At 67.6% G+C, this 17,471-nt stretch carries 20 protein-coding genes and 1 other RNA gene; 8 read left to right on the top strand and 13 right to left on the bottom strand.

Annotated features, from left to right (window positions below; genetic code table 11):
- Window positions 1-24: 24 nt before the first annotated feature.
- Genes BLQ70_RS13755 through rpmH form a run of 6 tightly spaced genes read right to left on the bottom strand, consistent with a single transcriptional unit; the run spans window position 25 to window position 4,365 of the window.
- Complete coding sequence (locus tag BLQ70_RS13755; RefSeq protein ID WP_091857456.1) at window positions 25-396, bottom strand: DUF423 domain-containing protein; 372 nt, start codon at window positions 394-396, stop codon at window positions 25-27.
- Window positions 397-401: 5 nt separating this feature from the next.
- On the bottom strand, window positions 402-1,136 hold the full coding sequence (locus BLQ70_RS13750) for a GTP-binding protein (protein WP_061971000.1): 735 nt from the start codon (window positions 1,134-1,136) through the stop codon (window positions 402-404).
- 10 nt (window positions 1,137-1,146) lie between these two features.
- Entirely contained in the window at window positions 1,147-1,779 is a 633-nt protein-coding gene (locus tag BLQ70_RS13745) for a CatB-related O-acetyltransferase (RefSeq protein ID WP_091857804.1), read from the bottom strand.
- Between the two features lie 52 nt (window positions 1,780-1,831).
- The gene (gene yidC, locus BLQ70_RS13740; protein ID WP_091857798.1) at window positions 1,832-3,700 is read right to left on the bottom strand and encodes a membrane protein insertase YidC; all 1,869 of its coding nucleotides are present in this window, start codon (window positions 3,698-3,700) and stop codon (window positions 1,832-1,834) included.
- Window positions 3,701-3,747: 47 nt separating this feature from the next.
- Window positions 3,748-4,176, bottom strand: coding sequence for a ribonuclease P protein component (gene rnpA, locus BLQ70_RS13735; RefSeq protein WP_091857454.1), 429 nt, complete (start codon window positions 4,174-4,176; stop codon window positions 3,748-3,750).
- 54 nt (window positions 4,177-4,230) lie between these two features.
- Window positions 4,231-4,365 carry a 50S ribosomal protein L34 gene (rpmH, locus tag BLQ70_RS13730; RefSeq protein ID WP_038364779.1) on the bottom strand — a complete coding sequence of 45 codons (135 nt, stop codon included), beginning with the start codon at window positions 4,363-4,365 and terminating at the stop codon, window positions 4,231-4,233.
- 243 nt (window positions 4,366-4,608) lie between these two features.
- Here rpmH and ffs point away from each other — a divergent pair.
- The 4 genes from ffs (at window position 4,609) to recR (ending at window position 7,739) form a co-directional block, all read left to right on the top strand.
- Window positions 4,609-4,705: signal recognition particle sRNA small type (gene ffs, locus BLQ70_RS13725), an RNA gene on the top strand.
- An 87-nt stretch (window positions 4,706-4,792) separates the two neighbouring features.
- Complete coding sequence (locus BLQ70_RS13720; RefSeq protein WP_091857453.1) at window positions 4,793-6,658, top strand: DNA polymerase III subunit gamma/tau; 1,866 nt, start codon at window positions 4,793-4,795, stop codon at window positions 6,656-6,658.
- Window positions 6,659-6,679: 21 nt separating this feature from the next.
- Window positions 6,680-7,000 (top strand): YbaB/EbfC family nucleoid-associated protein, encoded by a 321-nt coding sequence (locus tag BLQ70_RS13715; protein ID WP_061970995.1) that lies wholly within the window; start codon window positions 6,680-6,682, stop codon window positions 6,998-7,000.
- Window positions 7,001-7,133: 133 nt separating this feature from the next.
- Window positions 7,134-7,739: a recombination mediator RecR gene (recR, locus tag BLQ70_RS13710; protein ID WP_061970993.1), complete on the top strand. Its 606-nt coding sequence runs from the start codon at window positions 7,134-7,136 to the stop codon at window positions 7,737-7,739.
- A gap of 7 nt (window positions 7,740-7,746) precedes the next feature.
- Here the strand turns inward: recR and BLQ70_RS13705 are convergent, their stop codons facing one another.
- Window positions 7,747-8,451: an outer membrane protein gene (locus BLQ70_RS13705; protein ID WP_170843409.1), complete on the bottom strand. Its 705-nt coding sequence runs from the start codon at window positions 8,449-8,451 to the stop codon at window positions 7,747-7,749.
- A 179-nt stretch (window positions 8,452-8,630) separates the two neighbouring features.
- On the opposite strand from BLQ70_RS13705, the gene BLQ70_RS13700 reads away from it, so the two are divergent.
- The 3 genes from BLQ70_RS13700 (at window position 8,631) to BLQ70_RS13690 (ending at window position 11,905) form a co-directional block, all read left to right on the top strand.
- Window positions 8,631-9,680, top strand: coding sequence for a YihY/virulence factor BrkB family protein (locus BLQ70_RS13700; RefSeq protein ID WP_061970989.1), 1,050 nt, complete (start codon window positions 8,631-8,633; stop codon window positions 9,678-9,680).
- Window positions 9,680-10,915, top strand: a complete 1,236-nt coding sequence (locus BLQ70_RS13695; protein WP_091857449.1) for an NAD(P)/FAD-dependent oxidoreductase — start codon at window positions 9,680-9,682, stop codon at window positions 10,913-10,915. Before BLQ70_RS13700 ends, BLQ70_RS13695 begins: the two co-directional genes overlap by 1 nt.
- A gap of 117 nt (window positions 10,916-11,032) precedes the next feature.
- Window positions 11,033-11,905: a VOC family protein gene (locus BLQ70_RS13690; RefSeq protein ID WP_091857447.1), complete on the top strand. Its 873-nt coding sequence runs from the start codon at window positions 11,033-11,035 to the stop codon at window positions 11,903-11,905.
- Between the two features lie 109 nt (window positions 11,906-12,014).
- On the opposite strand, the gene BLQ70_RS13685 is transcribed toward BLQ70_RS13690, so the two are convergent.
- The 6 genes from BLQ70_RS13685 to BLQ70_RS13660 all read right to left on the bottom strand — a co-directional run bounded on the left by BLQ70_RS13685 (window position 12,015) and on the right by BLQ70_RS13660 (window position 16,281).
- Window positions 12,015-12,467 carry a GNAT family N-acetyltransferase gene (locus BLQ70_RS13685; protein WP_082617672.1) on the bottom strand — a complete coding sequence of 151 codons (453 nt, stop codon included), beginning with the start codon at window positions 12,465-12,467 and terminating at the stop codon, window positions 12,015-12,017.
- On the bottom strand, window positions 12,464-13,435 hold the full coding sequence (gene cysK, locus BLQ70_RS13680) for a cysteine synthase A (protein WP_091857445.1): 972 nt from the start codon (window positions 13,433-13,435) through the stop codon (window positions 12,464-12,466). Before cysK ends, BLQ70_RS13685 begins: the two co-directional genes overlap by 4 nt.
- An 86-nt stretch (window positions 13,436-13,521) precedes the next feature.
- Window positions 13,522-13,974, bottom strand: a complete 453-nt coding sequence (locus BLQ70_RS13675) for an RrF2 family transcriptional regulator (protein WP_091857443.1) — start codon at window positions 13,972-13,974, stop codon at window positions 13,522-13,524.
- On the bottom strand, window positions 13,971-14,444 hold the full coding sequence (gene dut, locus BLQ70_RS13670; RefSeq protein WP_091857441.1) for a dUTP diphosphatase: 474 nt from the start codon (window positions 14,442-14,444) through the stop codon (window positions 13,971-13,973). The genes BLQ70_RS13675 and dut overlap by 4 nt, the downstream gene beginning before the upstream one ends.
- Window positions 14,445-14,446: 2 nt before the next feature.
- Window positions 14,447-15,721 (bottom strand): phosphopantothenoylcysteine decarboxylase domain-containing protein, encoded by a 1,275-nt coding sequence (locus BLQ70_RS13665; protein WP_091857439.1) that lies wholly within the window; start codon window positions 15,719-15,721, stop codon window positions 14,447-14,449.
- A 92-nt stretch (window positions 15,722-15,813) separates the two neighbouring features.
- Window positions 15,814-16,281 (bottom strand): Lrp/AsnC family transcriptional regulator, encoded by a 468-nt coding sequence (locus tag BLQ70_RS13660; RefSeq protein ID WP_061970980.1) that lies wholly within the window; start codon window positions 16,279-16,281, stop codon window positions 15,814-15,816.
- A gap of 160 nt (window positions 16,282-16,441) precedes the next feature.
- Between BLQ70_RS13660 and BLQ70_RS13655 the strand changes: the two genes are divergently transcribed.
- Window positions 16,442-17,467 carry an ABC transporter substrate-binding protein gene (locus BLQ70_RS13655; protein WP_091857438.1) on the top strand — a complete coding sequence of 342 codons (1,026 nt, stop codon included), beginning with the start codon at window positions 16,442-16,444 and terminating at the stop codon, window positions 17,465-17,467.
- The last annotated feature ends 4 nt before the right edge of the window (window positions 17,468-17,471 follow it).

The raw sequence follows: 17,471 nt of genomic DNA, 5'->3' as shown, positions 1-17,471 counted from the left end.
GGGGCGGAAGAACGCTGACGCCGTTCAGCTGCGCTTCGCCGTCACGGCAGCGACCGCAAGCCCGAGCCAGCCAGCGAGCATGAACCAGCCGCCCGTCGGCGCCGCGCGCGGAAACAGCGCTTCGCCGCCAAAACCGCGCCGGGCGAGATCGGCCGCGAACAGGGCTGCGCCGACCATGATCGCCGAGAGTGCGATCCGCGCCAGCAGGTCATGGAGATGCCCGCCCTTGCGCGCCGCGGTCGCGCCGATGACGACCGAGGCATGAAACAGCAGCATCTGCCCGGCCGTCTGGACATGACCGGGATCGATGGCGACATGAGCCGCGGCCGCCAGCAAGGCGACGCCGGCGAAACCCATCAAGGCGGCAAGGGCGAGATGCAGGCGCGTCGCGGTCATCGCGATCAGCCACGCTCCGCCAGCACGCGGCCGATCGCGGCGCGGAATTCCGGCATGCCGGCGCCCGTCTCGCTGGAGGTCAGCAGCACCTCGGGGAAGGCGGCCGGGCGGCGCTTGATCTCGTCGAACGTGGCCTCGGTCATGAAGGTCTGGTCGGCCGGCTTCAGGGCGTCGCCCTTGGTCAGCACGACCTGGTAGGACACGGCTGCCTTGTCGAGCGTCTCCAGCACGGCACCGTCGACATCCTTGATGCCGTGGCGCGCGTCGATCAGCACATAGACGCGCATCAGGTTGGCGCGGCCGCGCAGGTAATCGTGGATCAGCCGGGTCCAGGCCGCGACCTTCTCCTTGCCGACAGCGGCATAACCGTAGCCGGGCATATCGACGATGGTCGGCGCATGGAGCGAATAAACCGGAACCGGCTTTTCGCGCGAGCGCTTGCTGCCTTGAGATCCCGCCCCGACGGGCTCCTCGTGCTCGACCTGCCGGAAGAAGTTGAGTTGCTGCGTCCGGCCGGGCGTATGCGAGGTCCGCGCCAGCGCGTTGCGCCGCGTCAGCGCGTTGATCAGGCTCGACTTGCCGACATTGGAGCGCCCGGCGAAGGCGATCTCCTGGCCGACCATCGGCGGCAGATCGTCGATCTTGGTCGAGGCCCAGACGAAATCCCAGGGCCCCTCGAAGAGCTTGCGGGCGGCCTCGATCTCCTCGGCGTCATAGGGTTTGGTCGTCGATGTCGTCATGTTTCCCTGCCTACACGGCCCGGCGCAGCGCGTCGATATCGGCGCCCTGGATCGCGTCGATATGGCGCGCGATCTTGTCGGCGTCCCAGTCCCACCAGCGAATCGCCAGCAGCTCGGCTGCGATCTCGGGCGGAAAGCGCATCTTCACGACGCGGCCGGGATTGCCGGCGACGACCGCATAGGGTGGCACGTCCTTGGTCACCTGCGCCCGCGTGCCGATGATCGCGCCGTCGCCGATCGTCACGCCCGGCATGATCACCGCCTCGCGCCCGATCCAGACATCGTTGCCGATCACCATGTCGCCGCGGTTGTTCGGGCCGGGGCGCTTCAGGCTCTCGGGGTCGCCGAGGCCGAACATCTGGAAGGGAAAGGTCGAGAAGCCACTGAGCGGATGGTTGGCGCCGTTCATGATGAACTGTGCCGCCTGCGCGATCGCGACGAATTTCCCGATGACCAGGCGGTCGCCGATGAAGTCGAAATGGTAGCGCACGCAACGGGCGACGAAATGCTCCGGCCCGCGCGAGTCGTCGTAGTAGCTGTAGTCGCCGACCGCGATCAGCGGATGGTCGACCACCGCCTTCAGGAAGGCCGTGCCCTTCCAGCCGGGGATCGGATGGCGCGTGTTCGGATCGGGCAATGGCATCGGGGCGATGGCCTTCAAAAGCGAAGGGCGGGAAACCCCGCCCTTCGATCTCTCACTTCTTGTTGGTATTGGCGGGGCTGGGCGCGCCGCCGGCAGTCGCCGGCTTCTTCTTGCCGAACATGCCCTTGAGGTTGTCGAACAGCTCGATCTTCACCCCGTTCTTTCGCATGATGAAGCCCTGCTGGGTCACCGAGAGCAGGTTGTTCCAGCTCCAGTAGATCACCAGGCCGGCCGGGAACGAGCCGAGCAGGAAGGTGAAGAACACCGGCATCCAGGTGAACATCATCTTCTGCACCGGGTCCGGCGGCTCCGGGTTCATCTTCATCTGGATGAACATCGTGATGCCCATGATGATCGGCCACAGGCCGAGATGCAGCATGGCTGGCGGGGTGAAGGGCAAGAGCCCGAACAGGTTGAACAGGTTCGTCGGGTCCGGCGCGGCGAGATCGTGGATCCAGCCGAAGAACGGCGCGTGCCGCATCTCGATGGTGATGAACAGGATCTTGTAGAGCGCGAAGAACACCGGGATCTGCAGCAGCACCGGCCAGCAGCCGGCGACCGGGTTGATCTTCTGCGTCTTGTACAGCTCCATCAGAGCCTGCTGCTGCTTCATCTTGTCGTCGGCATAGCGCTCGCGGATCGCCGTCATTTCCGGCTGGAGCGCCTTCATCTTCGCCATCGAGGCGTAGGATTTGTTGGCGAGCGGGAAGAACAGGCCCTTGAGCAGCACCGTGACGATCAGGATCGCGACGCCGAAATTGCCGACATGCTTGTAGATCCAGTCGAGCACGAAGAAGAGCGGCTTGGTGAAGAAATAGAACCAGCCCCAGTCGATCAGCAGGTCGAAGCGCTTGATCTGCTGGCTTTCCTCATAGCCGTTGATCGCCGCGACCTCCTTGGCGCCGGCGAACAGCCGGGCGTTGGACGAGGCGGTGGCACCCGGCGCGACCGCGACGCTCTCGCCGAGGAAATCGGCCTGGTAGGTATGGCCGGTGCTGGTCTGGACCGAGGAATAGCGGCCTTCGTACTTGCGCTGCTGGTCGGGGACGACCGCGGCGGCCCAGTATTTGTCGGTGATCCCGACGAAGCCGCCGACCGCATCCTTCCAGGTCTTGCCTGTCGTGCCCGGCGAGAGCAGCGGTTCCTTGTCGAGCTTGTCGTAGGTGTATTCCTGCAGGCCCTGCTCGCCGAGATAGCCGACCAGGCCCTCATGCAGGACGTAGTAGCCGAGCGTATGCGGCTTGCCGTGGCGGACGATCTGGCCGTACGGGAACAGGGTCACGGCGGCGCTGCCCTTGTTCTCGACCTCGTCGCGGATCGTGAACATGGCGTTGTCGTCGACGCTGATGATGCGCTTGAAGGTCAGGCCCTGGCCATTGTCCCAGCTCAGCGTCACCGGCTTGGCCGAGTTCAGCACCTGGTTGTCGGCGGTCCAGACCGTCGTGGCGTTCGGAAGCGCCACCGTCGCCCCGGGGGCCGCGACCCAGCCGAAATCGGAATAGTAGGCGTCCGGGCCGCCGAGCGGCGAGAGCAGCACGATGTTCGCGCTCTTCGGGTCGACGGTCTCGTGATAGGCCTTGAGCGAGACGTCGTCGATGCGTGCGCCGGTCAGCGAGAGCGAGCCGGCGATCTTGGGCGTATCGATCTTGACGCGCGGGCCTGCCGCCAGCGCCTGCTCGCGGGTGCCGATCTGCTGCGGGGCAGCGGTGCCGGGCGCGGCCGAGCCAGCGGGCTGGCCGGGCGTGGAAGGGGCCGGAGTGGAGCCGGTCGCTGGCGCCTGCTGGCTCTGGGCCTGCTGGGTCTGCTGCGCGATCTGCTTCTGCTTTTCCATCTGCGGCACGCCGTAGAAGAACTGCCAGCCGAGCAGCACGACCACGGACATGACGATCGCGAGAAGCAGATTGCGGTTGTCTTCTTTCATCATGGTCGGAAACAGATCTCGCTTGGTCCGGCAGGAGCGCGGCGGGGTCAGGCTTGCGAAGGCGCCCCGCGCTTGGGAAGCGGGCGGCGCCTGTCGGCAAAGGTTGCTTCACGCGGCTTGTGAGGCTTTGCCCGATCGATGGCAATCGAAAGATCGGCGACGAGCGTCTTAAATTGCGCGGTCAGCACGTCGGAGCGCGCGACGACCACGATGTCGCAGGGGCGTTCGGACTGGCTGGCGAGGGCCTGTTTGGCCGCTTCGCGCAGGCGCCGGCGGATGCGGTTGCGCTTCACGGCATTGCCGGTCTTGCGCGAGGCGGTCAGGCCGAGCCTCAAGGCCACGGGTCCGCCGTCCTTGCGGGGCTCATCGGGCGCGGCGTCGCGCACCTGAGCCATGAAGGCGGACGAACGAAAGCGGCGGCCGTGTTCGGCCGCCGCCAGAAATTCTTTGCGTTGTGTCAGGCGGGCGAGGCGCATGGCGATTGGCCCGTCTTCCCGAACCGGCGCGCTGTCGTCACGCGCCAGGGCTCGTCAGGCCGACAGGCGCTTGCGGCCGTGAGCGCGGCGAGCGGCGATGACCTTGCGGCCACCCTTGGTCGCCATGCGAGCGCGATAGCCGTGGCGGCGCTTGCGAACCAGCTTGCTGGGTTGATAGGTTCTTTTCACGGTCCGTCTCCGGGGCCTTTATGAGCACGACGGCCGCGGCTTTCCCAGGGAAAGCATGGCCAACCGAGCCTGTCATGCGATAAGGGTCGGCGCCGCCTTTCGGCTGCGCAGGTGGCGGGCTTATGACGGATGGACGACACCAAGTCAACGCCAAACTGGCAAGCTTGGCGCCGACTGCGACGAAGCTTCGCGCCGCTGCGATGCCGGCTTGCGATTCTCGAAGACATCCCCGATATAGCGGGCGGGAGGTTGGCGAGGGACGTCTCACTCGCCAACCGGGTCAGGTCCGGAAGGAAGCAGCCCTAACGAGACCGAACGGGTCTTCGTCCAGCCTCCCACCTTATGCGCGTATGAAAGCGCCGGACCGAAGCACGGGACCGGCGCTGCGCCATTGACCCTCGCCGCCCGATTGGCGAAACCAGTTTCCATGACCGACCAGATCGACGCCGCCTCTGCTGACGAACCGGGATTCGCCGGGTTCGATCCGGTGCCTGCGCCGCAAGCCTCCGCGAATGGGGCGCCCGCACCCTATCGCGTGCTGGCGCGAAAATACCGCCCGGCGCATTTCGGCGACCTGATCGGCCAGGAAGCGATGGTGCGCACGCTGACCAACGCCTTCGCGGCCGGCCGCATCCCGCAGGCCTGGATGCTGACCGGCGTGCGCGGCGTCGGCAAGACCACGACCGCCCGCATCCTGGCGCGGGCGCTCAACTTCCAGACGCCCGACGGGCAGGGCGCTCCGACCACCGATCTCCGCGATTTCGGCATCCACTGCCGCGAGATCATCGAGGGGCGCCATATCGACGTGATGGAGATCGACGCCGCCTCCAACAACAGCGTCGACAATATCCGCCAGATCAACGACGCCGTGCGCTATGCGCCGGTCTCGGCGCGCTACAAGGTCTATATCGTCGACGAGGTGCACATGCTCTCGACCGGCGCTTTCAACGCCTTCCTGAAGACGCTGGAAGAGCCGCCGCCGCATGCGAAGTTCATCTTCGCGACGACGGAGATCCGCAAGGTGCCGATCACGGTGCTGTCGCGCTGCCAGCGTTTCGACCTGCGCCGTGTCGAAGCCGATATGCTGGTCGATCATCTCGCGAATATCTGCCGGGCCGAGAGCGTCGATGCCGAGCAGGAGGCGCTCGCGGCGATCGCCCGCGCCGCCGAGGGCTCGGTGCGCGACTCGCTCTCGATCCTCGATCAGGCCATTGCCCATGCGGCGGGCCGGATCACGCTGGATGACATCCGCTCCATGCTCGGCCTCGCCGACCGGGCCCGCGTCATCGATCTCTTCGAGGCCGTGATGAAGGGCGATATCGCCGCGGCGCTCGGCGAGTTGCGGGCGCAATACGATGCCGGCGCCGATCCGGTGGTGGTGCTGAACGACCTCGCCGAATTCACCCATCTCGTGACGCGCCTCAAGCTCGTGCCCGAGGCGGTGAAGGATAACAGCCTCGCCCAGGCCGAGCGCGTGCGTGGCGGCGATTTCGCCCAGCGCCTCTCCGTCCGCATCCTCGCCCGGACCTGGCAGATGCTGCTCAAGGGTTTGGCCGAGGTGAAGCAGGCCGACCGGCCGGTGATGGCGGCCGAGATGGTCCTCGTCCGCCTCGCGCACGCCGCCGACCTGCCGACGCCGGACGAGGCGCTCAAGATGCTGCGCGACGGCATGGGCTCTGTCCCCGCCGGCAACGGTAATGGCGGCGGCATGTCCCGCCCGCCCTCCGGCGGCGGCAACACCGCGCTCGCCGCCCGTCCGATCCTCGCCAGCGCCAATCCCGCGCCTGCGCCGGTCGCGCGTGCTGTCGCCGCACCGATGGCGATCGTCGCCACGCTGGAGGATGTCGTTGCGCTCGCCTCGCAGCATCGCGACATCACCCTCAAGATCGCGCTGGAGCGCGATATCCGGCCCGTGCGCTTCGAGCCCGGCCGCATCGAATTCTCGCTGGCCGAGGGCGCCTCGCGCACCCTCGCGCAGGATCTGTCGCGCCGCCTCAAGGAATGGACCGGCCAGACCTGGATGGTCGCCGTCGTCAATGGCGAGGGTGGCGCCACCATGCGCGAGCAGGCGGCGGCCGCGAAGGACCAGCGCGAGAACGACGCCGCGGCCCACCCGTCGGTCAAGGCGGTGCTGGAGCGCTTCCCCGGCGCGCGCATCGTCGATGTCCGCGATCCCCGTGCCATCGCCGCCGCCGAAATGGCGGCCGCGACGCCGTCCGAGGACGAATACCTGCCCGATGCCGAGCCGCTGTTCGACGATTCCGAACCGGATTTCGACGGCATCGATTTCTGACGCTTTCGAGGAGGATTTCCGATGCGCGATATGATGGGCCTGATGAAGCAGGCACAGCAGATGCAGCAGAAGATGGCCGACATGCAGGCCGAGCTCGACTTGATCGAGGTTGAGGGCGCTGCCGGCGGCGGCATGGTCACGGTCACGATGACGGCCAAGGGCGCGCTCAAGGGCGTGAAGATCGATCCGAGCCTGATGGTGCCGGACGAGCGCGAAATCCTCGAGGACCTGATCGTCGCCGCGGCGAACGACGCCCGCACCCGCGGCGAACGCGTCATGCAGGAGCGGATGGCCGAGGTCACCAAGGGCCTGCCGATCCCGCCGGGCATGAAGCTGTTTTGAACCCCAATCCTCACGGGTCATCCCGGGCGTAGCGAAGCGAAGACCCGGGATCCATTCCGGAACGGTTCAGGCATGGATCCCGGGTCTCCCTTCGGTCGCCCGGGATGACGTTTCACTCAATTCAGAGACATCGATGTCCCGCGCCATTGCCGGTCCCGAGATCGAAAGGCTGATCCAGCTCCTGGCCAAGCTGCCGGGGCTCGGGCCGCGCTCGGCAAGGCGCGCGGCGCTGCATCTCGTCAAGAAACGCGAGCAGTTGCTCGGTCCGCTCTCCGAGGCGATGGCGGTGGCGCGCGAACGCATCGTCGTCTGCGCCCGCTGCGGCAATGTCGATACCAGCGACCCTTGCGGCCTCTGCACCGATCCGCGCCGCGACGATGGGCTGATCGTCGTCGTCGCCGATATCTCCGATCTCTGGGCGCTGGAGCGCTCGGGCGCGGTGTCCGGCCGCTATCATGTGCTGGGCGGCGTGCTCTCGGCGCTCGACGGCGTCCGGCCCGAGCATCTCTCGCTCGACGCGCTGGTGGAGCGCGCCTCCGATCCGGCGGTGAAGGAGCTCATCCTCGCGCTCAGCGCCACGGTCGACGGCCAGACCACGGCGCATTTCATCACCGATCTCCTGGCGCATCTGCCGGTGAAGGTGACCAGGCTCGCCCATGGCGTGCCCGTCGGCGGCGAGCTCGACTATCTCGACGACGGCACGCTCGCCGCCGCCATCCGTCAGCGCACGGGGTTCTGAGCAGGCCTCAGAACTTGTAGGCGACGCTGGCGCGGGCGCTGTGGCTCGACAGTTCCTGCGAGCCGCTCAGGCCCGGGAAGGCGCCGGAGCTGGCGAAGCGGTTCCGGCCGAAATCGGTGTAGCGGTATTCGGCGCCGAGGATCAGATGGTCGGTGAAGGCGAAATTGACGCCGGCGCCGACATTCCAGCCGGTGCGGGCGCTGGTCAGCCGCTCGCCGAAGCCTGCGCCGGGCGCGAAGATGCGCCGCTCGTATTCGGTGAAAGAGACACCGCCGGTGCCGTAGATCATCCAGCGGTCGAAGGCGAGACCGAGGCGGGCGCGGGCCGAGCCCTGCCAGTCCTGGCTGACGCGGGCGGAGAGGCCGATTCCGTCGAACCGGCTGCGGTTGTTCAGCGCTTCGACATCGCCCTCGACGCCGAGCACGATGCCGCCGAGCTGGTAGTTGAAGCCGGCATGGGCGCCGCCGAAGGCAGAATCCGCGCCGACGCGGAACCTGACGGGTGCGAAGGCCCCTCCGGGCGCACTCATCCGCACGCGGCTGTCGCCCCAGGCATAGCCACCCTGGAGACCCGCATAGAACCCGGTCCAGGAATAGAGCGCCGGCAGGTCCGGGGCCGGCGGCAGCGCGACCTTGCTCAGGTCAGCCGCTCCGGCCGCGCCCGACAGCAGGATCGCGAGGGCCGTCAGGCCGGTTCTGAAGAGCTTCGTCATCGGGCTTTCCGCTGGATGGAACAGCGTCGGCCGCTCGCGGCCGCGCCCCGTCATAACGAAGCATTAAGGTTAACAATCGGCTAAGCCGCCCCTTGGCCGGCCTGTTGCCGGAACGATTGCGGACGCGGCCGGTTGCCCTCAAGCTGCGATGGCAACACTGGCGGAGCGTGAATCCCGACATGGCTTTCCTCAAACGGATCACGGGTGCGGCCGGGATCGGGGTCGCGCTCGGCTATCTGTCGGGCGTGCTGGCCGACAAGCTCGGGCGCCGTCGGGAGGAAGCGGTGCGCGGCCGGCTGGCGAAGACGCCGCTGCAGATGACCTGGCTCGGCTGGAAGGACGTGCTCCTGCGCTTCATCGGCAATGTCGCCGAGAACCGCCTCTCGTCGCTTGCGGGCGCGGTCGCCTTCTTCACCCTGCTCTCGCTCGTGCCGGCCTTGTCGCTGCTGGTCACGATCTACCGCTATTTCACCGACCCCGCGACCATCGCCGAGCAGCTCGACACGGTCACGACGATGTTCCCGCAGGCCGCGCGCGAACTGATCCACGAGCAGGCGATGCGGCTTTCGACCCAGTCCGGCTTCGGTCTGTCGCTGACCTTCTATGTCAGCCTGGGCGTCGCGACCTGGTCGGCCAATGCCGCGGTGAAGGCGCTCTTCGATGCGCTGAACATCATCTATCGCGAGGCCGAGAAGCGCAGCTTCCTCAAGCTCAACGCGATCTCGCTCTTCACCACGGTCAGCGGCGTCGTCCTGCTCACGGCTGCCCTGATCGCCATCGCCAGCCTGCCGCTGGTGACCGCGCTCTTCCCGTTCCACTCCGAGCTCGAACGGCTGATCCGGCTCGTCCGCTGGCCGTCCTTCTTCGTCATGGCGACGCTCTCGATCGCGGTGCTCTACTGGATCGGCCCGAGCCGCGAGCGCATGCGCTTCATCTGGGTCATGCCCGGCGCCATCGCCGCGGCCCTGTTCTGGGGCGCAGCCTCCTACCTGTTCTCCTGGTATGTCTCGACGCTCGGCAATTACACGGCGGCCTATGGCTCGCTTGCGACCGTCGTGGTGTTCATGACCTGGCTCTGGCTCTCGGCGACGATCGTGCTGGCGGGGGCCGAGCTCAATGCCGAGCTCGAACACCAGACGGAGCATGACACCACCACGGGTCGGCCGAAGCCGCTCGGCCAGCGCGGCGCCACGATGGCCGACCGGGTCGGCCCGGCAAGGGCGGAGTGATGCTCGATCCCCAGACCACGCGCCAGGATGATCTGCGCACCGGCACGGGGCCCTGGCGCCCGCTTCTGCAACGCCCCGTGGGACGAGAGCTTGAAGCGGATACGCGCTGCGATGTCGCGATCATCGGCAGCGGCATCACGGGCGCGCTGGCCGCCGAGCACCTCACGGCGATGGGCTGCGATGTCGTCCTGATCGACCGCGAGCGCGAAGGTTTTGGCAGCACGGCGGCCTCAACCGCGATGCTGCAATGGGAGATCGACCTCAGATTGTCCGAACTCGCGGCGTTCTACGGCTTTGCCGCTGCCGCAGAGGTCTATCGCTTGAGTTTTCAGGCGGTCGACGGCTTGCGCAATCTGGTCGGCGAACTCGCGCTGCCCTGTGGCTTCGCGCCCCGCCAGACTGTGTACCTCGCAGCAGGCGAGAGTGGTCCGCGCGAATTGCTGGATGAAATGACGGCACGCGAGCGGGCCGGCCTTCCGGGCAGCTTCCTCGAGCACGCCGCTTTGCGCGCGGCCTTCGGCTTCGACCGGGCGGCGGCCATCGTCTCGCCGGGCTCGGCCGAGGCCGATCCGCTCAGCCTCTGCCACGGACTCCTCGCGACAGCTGTGCGGCGCGGGGCAAGGCTCATCCGCGACGAGGCGGAGGGCTTCGACGGCGCCGGTCGTTCGGCGGCGGTCTCCCTCGCCAGTGGGCGGGTCGTCGAGGCCGACCGGATCGTGCTCGCCACCGGCTATGTCATGCCCGATATCGTCAGCGACGACCTGCACCGTGTCGCGTCGAGCTGGGCGATCGCGACGATGCCGCAAGCGCCGCAGGCGCTCTGGCCCGGCCCGGCGCTCGTCTGGGAGGCGTCGGAGGATTATTGCTACTGCCGCACGACCACCGATGGCCGCATCGTCTTCGGCGGCGAGGATGAGGATTTTGACGATCCCGACCGGCGGGAAGCCCTCGGCCCGGAAAAAGCGAAGGCGCTCCAGGCGCGGCTGCACGCTCTCGTTCCGCAGGCCAGCCTCGATCTCGACCAGGCCTGGTCGGGAGCCTTCGGCCAGACCGAGGACGGATTGCCGTTGATCGGGCGCGTGCCGGGCCATCCGCGCCTGCTCGCCGCCTATGGCTATGGCGGGAACGGCATCACCTTCAGTTTCCTGGCCTCGCGCCTGATCGGCGCGCTGGTCGAGGGGCGCGAGGAAGGCTGGTTCCGCCATTTCGCCATCGACCGACCGCGCCCCGGCTGAGCGCGCATCATTGCAGCCTTGCAATCACGGCCTTGCCGGCCGGGTGGGCGACAAGGCGGGGGAGAAGCGCCATTTTAAGGATGCGGCCGGCATGGCCGCCGCGAAAGGATTTTCCCCATGGTCGCAACGATCGAGCGGACGGCCTCCGCCACCACCCTCGAAGCGCACAAGGCGCCGGTCTTCATCGGTGCGGTGACGCTGCGGGTGCACGATCTCCCGGCTCTCACAGCCTATTACCGCGACGCGATCGGCCTCGGCCTGATCCGACAGGATGCGACGAGCGCCGAACTCGGCACGGGCGGGCGCGTGCTCGTCCGTCTGGAAGCGGGCGCGACCCGGCCGACCTCGGCCGCCGGCTTGTTCCATCTCGCCATCCTGCTGCCGTCGCGGCGCGATCTCGCCAACTGGCTGAAGCATGCCGCGGTCACGCGCATCCCGCTCGAAGGCGCCTCCGACCACCTCGTCAGCGAGGCGCTCTACCTCTCCGATCCCGAGGGCAACGGCATCGAGATCTACCGCGACCGCAAGCGCGCGGAATGGCCGCGCAAGCCCGATGGCGGTATCGCCATGGCGACCGAGCGGCTCGATCTCGACAAGCTGCTGAGCGAGGCCGACGAGGCAGCCTATGCCGGCATGCCGGAGGGTACCGGGATGGGCCATATCCATCTGCGCGTCGGCGACACGGCTGCGGCGGAAGCCTTCTATCGCGACCTGCTCGGCTTCGACCTGATGGTGCACTATCCCGGCGCGAGCTTCCTCGCCAGCGGCGGCTATCACCATCATATCGCCGGCAATATCTGGGGCAGCCGCGGTGCCGGTCCGCGCCAGCCGGGCGAGGCAGGGCTCGATCGCTTCGAACTGATCGCGCGCGATGAGACCGATTTCGCGGCGATGCGGCAGCGTATCCTGGCGGCCGGGGGCAGCGAGGCCGACGGCGTGCCGACGGTCACCGACCCCTGGAACAGCCGGCTGGTTCTGGTGCGCGGGTAATACAGTCGTCATGCTCGGGCTTGACCCGAGCATCTCGGAAACGAGAGCCCTCTGGTCCTGAGATTCTCGGGTCTGCGCTGCGCTTCGCCCGAGAATGACGGACTGCTACTCAGCGCGTCAGCAGATGCGAGCGGCGTGTTCCGCTCGTATCCGGCTTGAAGCCGTTCGCCTCCCAGAAGGCGTTCGCGCGCGGATCGGCGGCGCGCAGCGAAAGCCGCGGCGCGAGGTCCAGTCCCTGCTGGATCAGAGCCCCGGCCAGCACGCGCCCGATGCCGGCGCCGCGATGCAGCGGCCGGACATAGACATGCCGGACACGCAGCAGATCGGGCGCGGGATCGTAAGGGTCGGGCGTCAGCGCGCCGATGCCGGCGAGTTCGCTTTCATGGAAGGCGGCGAAGGTGACGAAACGCTCGTCTCCGCCATCATAATGGCCGGCGAGCCATTCCTCGCGCAGCCCCTCGACGAAGCGGTAGCTTTCCGCGCTTGCTTCCTGACGCAGGGCCTCGAAATCGTCCGGCAGGCTCTCCGCCAGCCGGACGATCTGGATGGTTGTTGCCGTCACAGACCCTCGAACAGGGCGCTGGAGATGTAGCGCTCGGCGAAGGAGGGGATGATCACCACGATGGTCTTGCCGGCATTCTCCGGCTTCGCGCCGATTTCGAGCGCCGCAGCGACGGCTGCACCGGACGAGATGCCGGCCGGGATGCCCTCGCTCTTGGCGAGCGCGCGGGCCGTCTCGAAGGCGGTCTGGTTGCCGACGGTAACGACCTCGTCGATGATCCCCCGGTCGAGGATGCCCGGCACGAAGCCGGCGCCGAGGCCCTGGATCTTGTGCGGGCCGGCCTGGCCGCCCGACAGGACGGGCGAATCCTCCGGCTCGACCGCGACCATCCTGAGGCCGGGCTTGCGCGGCTTCAGCACCTGGCCGACGCCGGTGATGGTGCCGCCGGTGCCGACGCCGGAGACGATGATGTCGACGCCGCCATCGGTGTCGTTCCAGATCTCCTCGGCGGTGGTCTTGCGGTGGATTTCGGGGTTGTGCGGGTTCTCGAACTGCTGCGGGATGATCGCGCCCGGGATCTCGTTCCTGAGCTCCTCGGCCTTGGCGATGGCGCCGCGCATGCCGCCGGGACCGGGCGTCAGGACGAGCTCGGCGCCGAGCAGGAGCAGCATCTTGCGCCGCTCCAGCGACATCGTCTCCGGCATGACCAGGATCAGGCGATAGCCGCGCGCCGCGGCGACGAAGGCGAGCGCGATGCCGGTATTGCCGGAGGTCGGCTCGATCAGCGTGCCGCCCGCCTTGAGCGCGCCGGAGGCCTCCAGCGCATCGATCATGTTGACGCCGATGCGGTCCTTCACGCTCGAGATCGGGTTGAAGAACTCGAGCTTGGCCAGGATCGTCGCCTTGACGCCGCGCTCGGCCGGCAAGCGGTTGAGCCTGACCAGCGGCGTATCGCCGATCGTGTCGGTGATCGAGTTGTAGATGCGTCCGCGTCCGGGCGCCTTCGTCGATTTCTGTGCTTCGGCCATGACATGACTCCTCTGGACGAGAGAACGTTCGATCCGACGCTAGATCAATTCACAAAATCTGTCGATTAAAGAAATAAATAACATGATTAAATTGTGAAATCAGGTTTCTTGCCGGGCTCGCCGAAGACGGCCTTCGCCTGCGCGCGCTGGCACAGTTCCTCGACCGTGACCGTATCGAGCGCGGCCAGGAAGGCGGCCGAGGCCTGCTCGACCTCCGGCCCGATGACCTCGTCGACCAATCGCGATTGCGGCTCCGGCCCGAGCCCTTCCTCGATGGCTTCCTGCATCGCGGCCCGGGCGATGTCGCCGGCCGTGATCTTGCGCCGCTCGCGGGCGAGCTCGTAGCCGCCGCGCGGGCCGCGCACGCCCTTGAGGATGCCGACGCGCACCAGCGTCTGGAGCAGGGTTTCGAGATGGCGCGGCGGCAGCGCATGCCGGGCCGCGAGCAGCTTGGCCGCAACCGGCTGCGGCCTTGCATGCAAGGCGATATCGACCACGGCGGCGATGGCGAGCAGGCTGCGGCGCGAGAGCAGGATCACGGGCGGCCTCCCGCGTTCGCACCGCCGCTGACGCCCGTCGAGCCGTAGCCGCCGGCGCCGCGCGCGGTCTCATCGAGCATCTCGACTTCCGAAAGCCGGGCATGGCTGACCGGAGCGATGACGAGCTGGGCGATCCGATCGCCGCGCGTGACCGTGAAAGGCTCGCTGCCATGGTTGATCAGCACGACCGAGACCTCGCCGCGATAGTCGCTGTCGACTGTTCCGGGCGCGTTCAGGACAGTGACGCCGTGGCGCAGAGCCAGCCCCGAGCGCGGGCGCACCTGCCCTTCGAAACCCGCGGGCAGTTGCATCGCGAGCCCGGTCGGAACGAGTGTCCGCGCACCGGGTGCAAGCATGACGGGCTCGCCGATGGCGGCCCGCAGATCGAGCCCCGCCGCGCCTGCCGTCTCATAGGCGGGCAAGGGCAGGTCGGCGCCATGCGATAGCCGCTGCAGCAGGACAGTGACCATCGTCACTCCGCCTGCCGGGCCGGCGCGAGCCCGGCGATATGGTCGATCAGCCGCGTAGCGACCTCCCCCTTCGGCAGGGTCGGCCAGGTCTCGACGCCGCTCGTCGTGACGAGATGCACGGTATTGGCGTCGCCGCCCATCACGCCGGTGCCGCCGACATCATTGGCGACGATCAGGTCGCAGCCTTTCCTGGCGAGCTTGGCGCGGGCATAGTCGATCACGTTCTGCGTCTCGGCGGCAAAACCGACGACCAGCGGCGGGCGCCCGCTCTTGCGATGCGCGACGGTGGCGAGGATGTCGGGGTTCTCGACCAGCGACAGCGGCGGCAGCGCCTTGCCGTCCTTCTTCAGCTTGTCGGAGGCCGCATCGGCGACGCGCCAGTCGGCGACAGCCGCCGCGAATATCGCGATATCGGCCGGCAGCGCCGTCTCGACGGCGTTGAGCATCTCGCGGGCCGATTCGACATGGATGGTCTCGACCCCCGCCGGATCGGGCAGGCTGACCGGCCCGCTGATCAGCGTGACCCGCGCGCCGGCCGCGGCTGCCGCGGCAGCGATGGCATGGCCCTGCTTCCCGGAGGAACGGTTGGCGATGTAGCGCACGGGGTCGATCGGCTCATGCGTCGGCCCGGAGGTGATCAGCACATGTCGCCCGGCGAGCGCGCCGGTCGCATGCTCGCCGCCTGGCAGCCGGCCGAGGAAGCCGATGGCGCGCTGCGCATTGGGCTTCTCGCCGGCGAGCGCTAGCTCGATCGCAGCGAGGATTTCCGGCGGCTCGGCCATGCGGCCCGGCCCGCTCTCGCCGCGCTCGGCCATCGCCCCGACATTCGGGCCGACGACCAGAATGCCGTCCTTTTCGAGCTGCGCCATGTTCCGCCGCGTCGCCGGGTGCTGCCACATGCGCGGGTTCATCGCCGGCGCGATCAGCACGCGCTTGTCGGTGGCGAGCAGCGCCGTCGAGGCGAGGTCGTCGGCGAGCCCGTTCGCCATCTTGGCGATCAGGTCGGCGGTCGCGGGCGCGACCACGACGAGGTCGGACGAGCGCGAGAGCTGGATATGGCCGATATCGGCCTCGTCCGTCAGCGAGAACATGTCGGTGAAGCAGCGCTCGCCCGCCAGCGACGAGACGGTGAGCGGCGTCACGAACTGCTCGCCGGCCTTGGTCACGATGCAGCGCGAGGCGATGCCGCGATCCTTCAATCGGCGGATGACCTCCAGCATCTTGTAGGCGGCGATGCCGCCGCCGATGATCAGGAGAACGGAGCGGGAAGCGGACAAAACGGCTCCTCGGGCAGCGCGAATGGCGAACTGTCCGTTACGTAGCACCAGCCGCGCCGCGCTGTCATGCGCCGCGCGTTATCCGGTCTTCCTCAGGTGCGGGGCAGATCGGGCACCTTGTAGGCCGTCGTCGCCTTGATCCGCTCCATCGCGAAGCGCGAGGTCACGTTCTTGAGCGGGATCGTCTCGATCAGCTTCTTGTAGAAGCCGTCATAGGCGGCCATGTCGGCGACGACGACGCGCAGCATGTAATCGACATCGCCCGCCATCCGGTAGAACTCCATCACCTCCGGCATCGCCGCGACCATCTGGGCGAACTTGTCCAGCCACGGGCCGGAATGATCCGCCGTCTCGATCTGGACGAAGACGGTGAGCCCGAGCCCGATCTTCTCGGGTGCTACCAAGGCGACGCGCTTCAGGATCACCCCGGCCTGTTCGAGCTTCTGAATGCGCTTCCAGCACGGGGTCTGCGAGAGCCCGACGCGGTCGGCAAGCTCCGCGATCGAGATATTCGCGTCCGCCTGGAGCACGGTGAGGATCTTGCGGTCTATGGCGTCCATTCTCTCAAGCTCGCTATCTGGAGAAATTCGTTTCGCAGATTTCGCAAGAAAGAGATGAAATATCTTTTTCTAGCTGATCTATTGCATCCAGATAGAAAATCCTTTTCTCAATCTGTCAATGGGGGCTCGTTCGGGCCTGTTTTCGAGAAGGATTTGAACGATGGATCGCCGCCAGTTCCTCATCGCCGGGTCGAGCCTCGCGGCGGCCATGCCCTTCGCCGGCCCGGCCCGTGCCCAGAGCGTCGCGGCGCGTGTCGGCTACATCCCCGTCGTCGGTACGGCGCCGTTCTTCGTCGCCAATGGCGAGGGCTGGCTCAAGCAGGGCGGCATCGACGTCGCGGTCACCGTCTTCGAATCCGGCCCGAACATGATCCAGGCGCTCGCGTCGGGCACGATCGACGTCTATGTCGCCGGCGTCGCGCCGCTCGCCGTTGCACGCTCGCGCGGCGTCGATATCCGCGTCGTCGCCTCGACAGCGGTCGGCGAGAACGTCGTTGTCAGCGCGCCCTCGCTCACCAAGTTCTTCACGGCCGGCACGAACGCCGCCGCGGCCTTCAAGGCCTTCCGCACTGCCACCGGCAAGGCTGCGCGCCTCGCGACCCAGCCGGCGGGCTCGGTGCCGAACACAACGCTGCAATACTGGCTCTGGGAGGTCGCGAAGGTCGACAAGGCTGATGTCGAGATCGTGCCGATGGGCATCGACGCGACCCAGCAGGCGATCCTGGCCGCCGCGGTCGATGGCGGCTCGGTCCGCGAGCCGGCGCTGACGATCCTCCAGACCCGCAACCCGCAGATCAAGCTGATCGCCGGCGGCGAGGAGGTCTTCCCCGGCCAGCCCGGCACGGTCGTCGCCGTCTCCGGCGCCTTCGCCACCAAGAATCCGCAGGCCGTGCAGAACCTCGTCTCCGGCCTCGTCAAGGCGGCCGCGCTGATCAAGGCCGATCCGACGAAGGCTGCGTCCCATGTCGGCGCGGCGCTCGGCAAGGGCATCGTCGATCCCGAGCTGATCCAGAAGGCGCTGGTTTCGCCGGCGAGCCGCTTCGAGATCGACCCACGCAAGATCATCGAGCCCGCCCGCGCCATGCAGGCCTACCAGGTCAAGCTCGGCTCGCTGGAGAAGGAACTCCCCTTCGACGGGCTGTTCGAGACCCAGTACTACGATCGCGCGGTCAAGGCGGGCGGCTGAGATC

This window comes from Allobosea robiniae (assembly GCF_900102525.1).
GTDB lineage: Bacteria > Pseudomonadota > Alphaproteobacteria > Rhizobiales > Beijerinckiaceae > Allobosea > Allobosea robiniae.
This window is presented reverse-complemented; position numbering and strand designations above follow the sequence as displayed.

Coding starts and splice junctions, on each gene's coding strand:
- BLQ70_RS13755 (WP_091857456.1), bottom strand. CDS start 396: ATGACCGCGACGCGCCTGCATCTCGCCCTTGCCGCCTTGATGGGTTTC.
- BLQ70_RS13750 (WP_061971000.1), bottom strand. CDS start 1,136: ATGACGACATCGACGACCAAACCCTATGACGCCGAGGAGATCGAGGCC.
- BLQ70_RS13745 (WP_091857804.1), bottom strand. CDS start 1,779: ATGCCATTGCCCGATCCGAACACGCGCCATCCGATCCCCGGCTGGAAG.
- yidC (WP_091857798.1), bottom strand. CDS start 3,700: ATGAAAGAAGACAACCGCAATCTGCTTCTCGCGATCGTCATGTCCGTG.
- rnpA (WP_091857454.1), bottom strand. CDS start 4,176: ATGCGCCTCGCCCGCCTGACACAACGCAAAGAATTTCTGGCGGCGGCC.
- BLQ70_RS13720 (WP_091857453.1), top strand. CDS start 4,793: ATGACCGACCAGATCGACGCCGCCTCTGCTGACGAACCGGGATTCGCC.
- BLQ70_RS13715 (WP_061970995.1), top strand. CDS start 6,680: ATGCGCGATATGATGGGCCTGATGAAGCAGGCACAGCAGATGCAGCAG.
- recR (WP_061970993.1), top strand. CDS start 7,134: ATGTCCCGCGCCATTGCCGGTCCCGAGATCGAAAGGCTGATCCAGCTC.
- BLQ70_RS13705 (WP_170843409.1), bottom strand. CDS start 8,451: ATGACGAAGCTCTTCAGAACCGGCCTGACGGCCCTCGCGATCCTGCTG.
- BLQ70_RS13700 (WP_061970989.1), top strand. CDS start 8,631: ATGGCTTTCCTCAAACGGATCACGGGTGCGGCCGGGATCGGGGTCGCG.
- BLQ70_RS13695 (WP_091857449.1), top strand. CDS start 9,680: ATGCTCGATCCCCAGACCACGCGCCAGGATGATCTGCGCACCGGCACG.
- BLQ70_RS13690 (WP_091857447.1), top strand. CDS start 11,033: ATGGTCGCAACGATCGAGCGGACGGCCTCCGCCACCACCCTCGAAGCG.
- cysK (WP_091857445.1), bottom strand. CDS start 13,435: ATGGCCGAAGCACAGAAATCGACGAAGGCGCCCGGACGCGGACGCATC.
- dut (WP_091857441.1), bottom strand. CDS start 14,444: ATGGTCACTGTCCTGCTGCAGCGGCTATCGCATGGCGCCGACCTGCCC.
- BLQ70_RS13660 (WP_061970980.1), bottom strand. CDS start 16,281: ATGGACGCCATAGACCGCAAGATCCTCACCGTGCTCCAGGCGGACGCG.
- BLQ70_RS13655 (WP_091857438.1), top strand. CDS start 16,442: ATGGATCGCCGCCAGTTCCTCATCGCCGGGTCGAGCCTCGCGGCGGCC.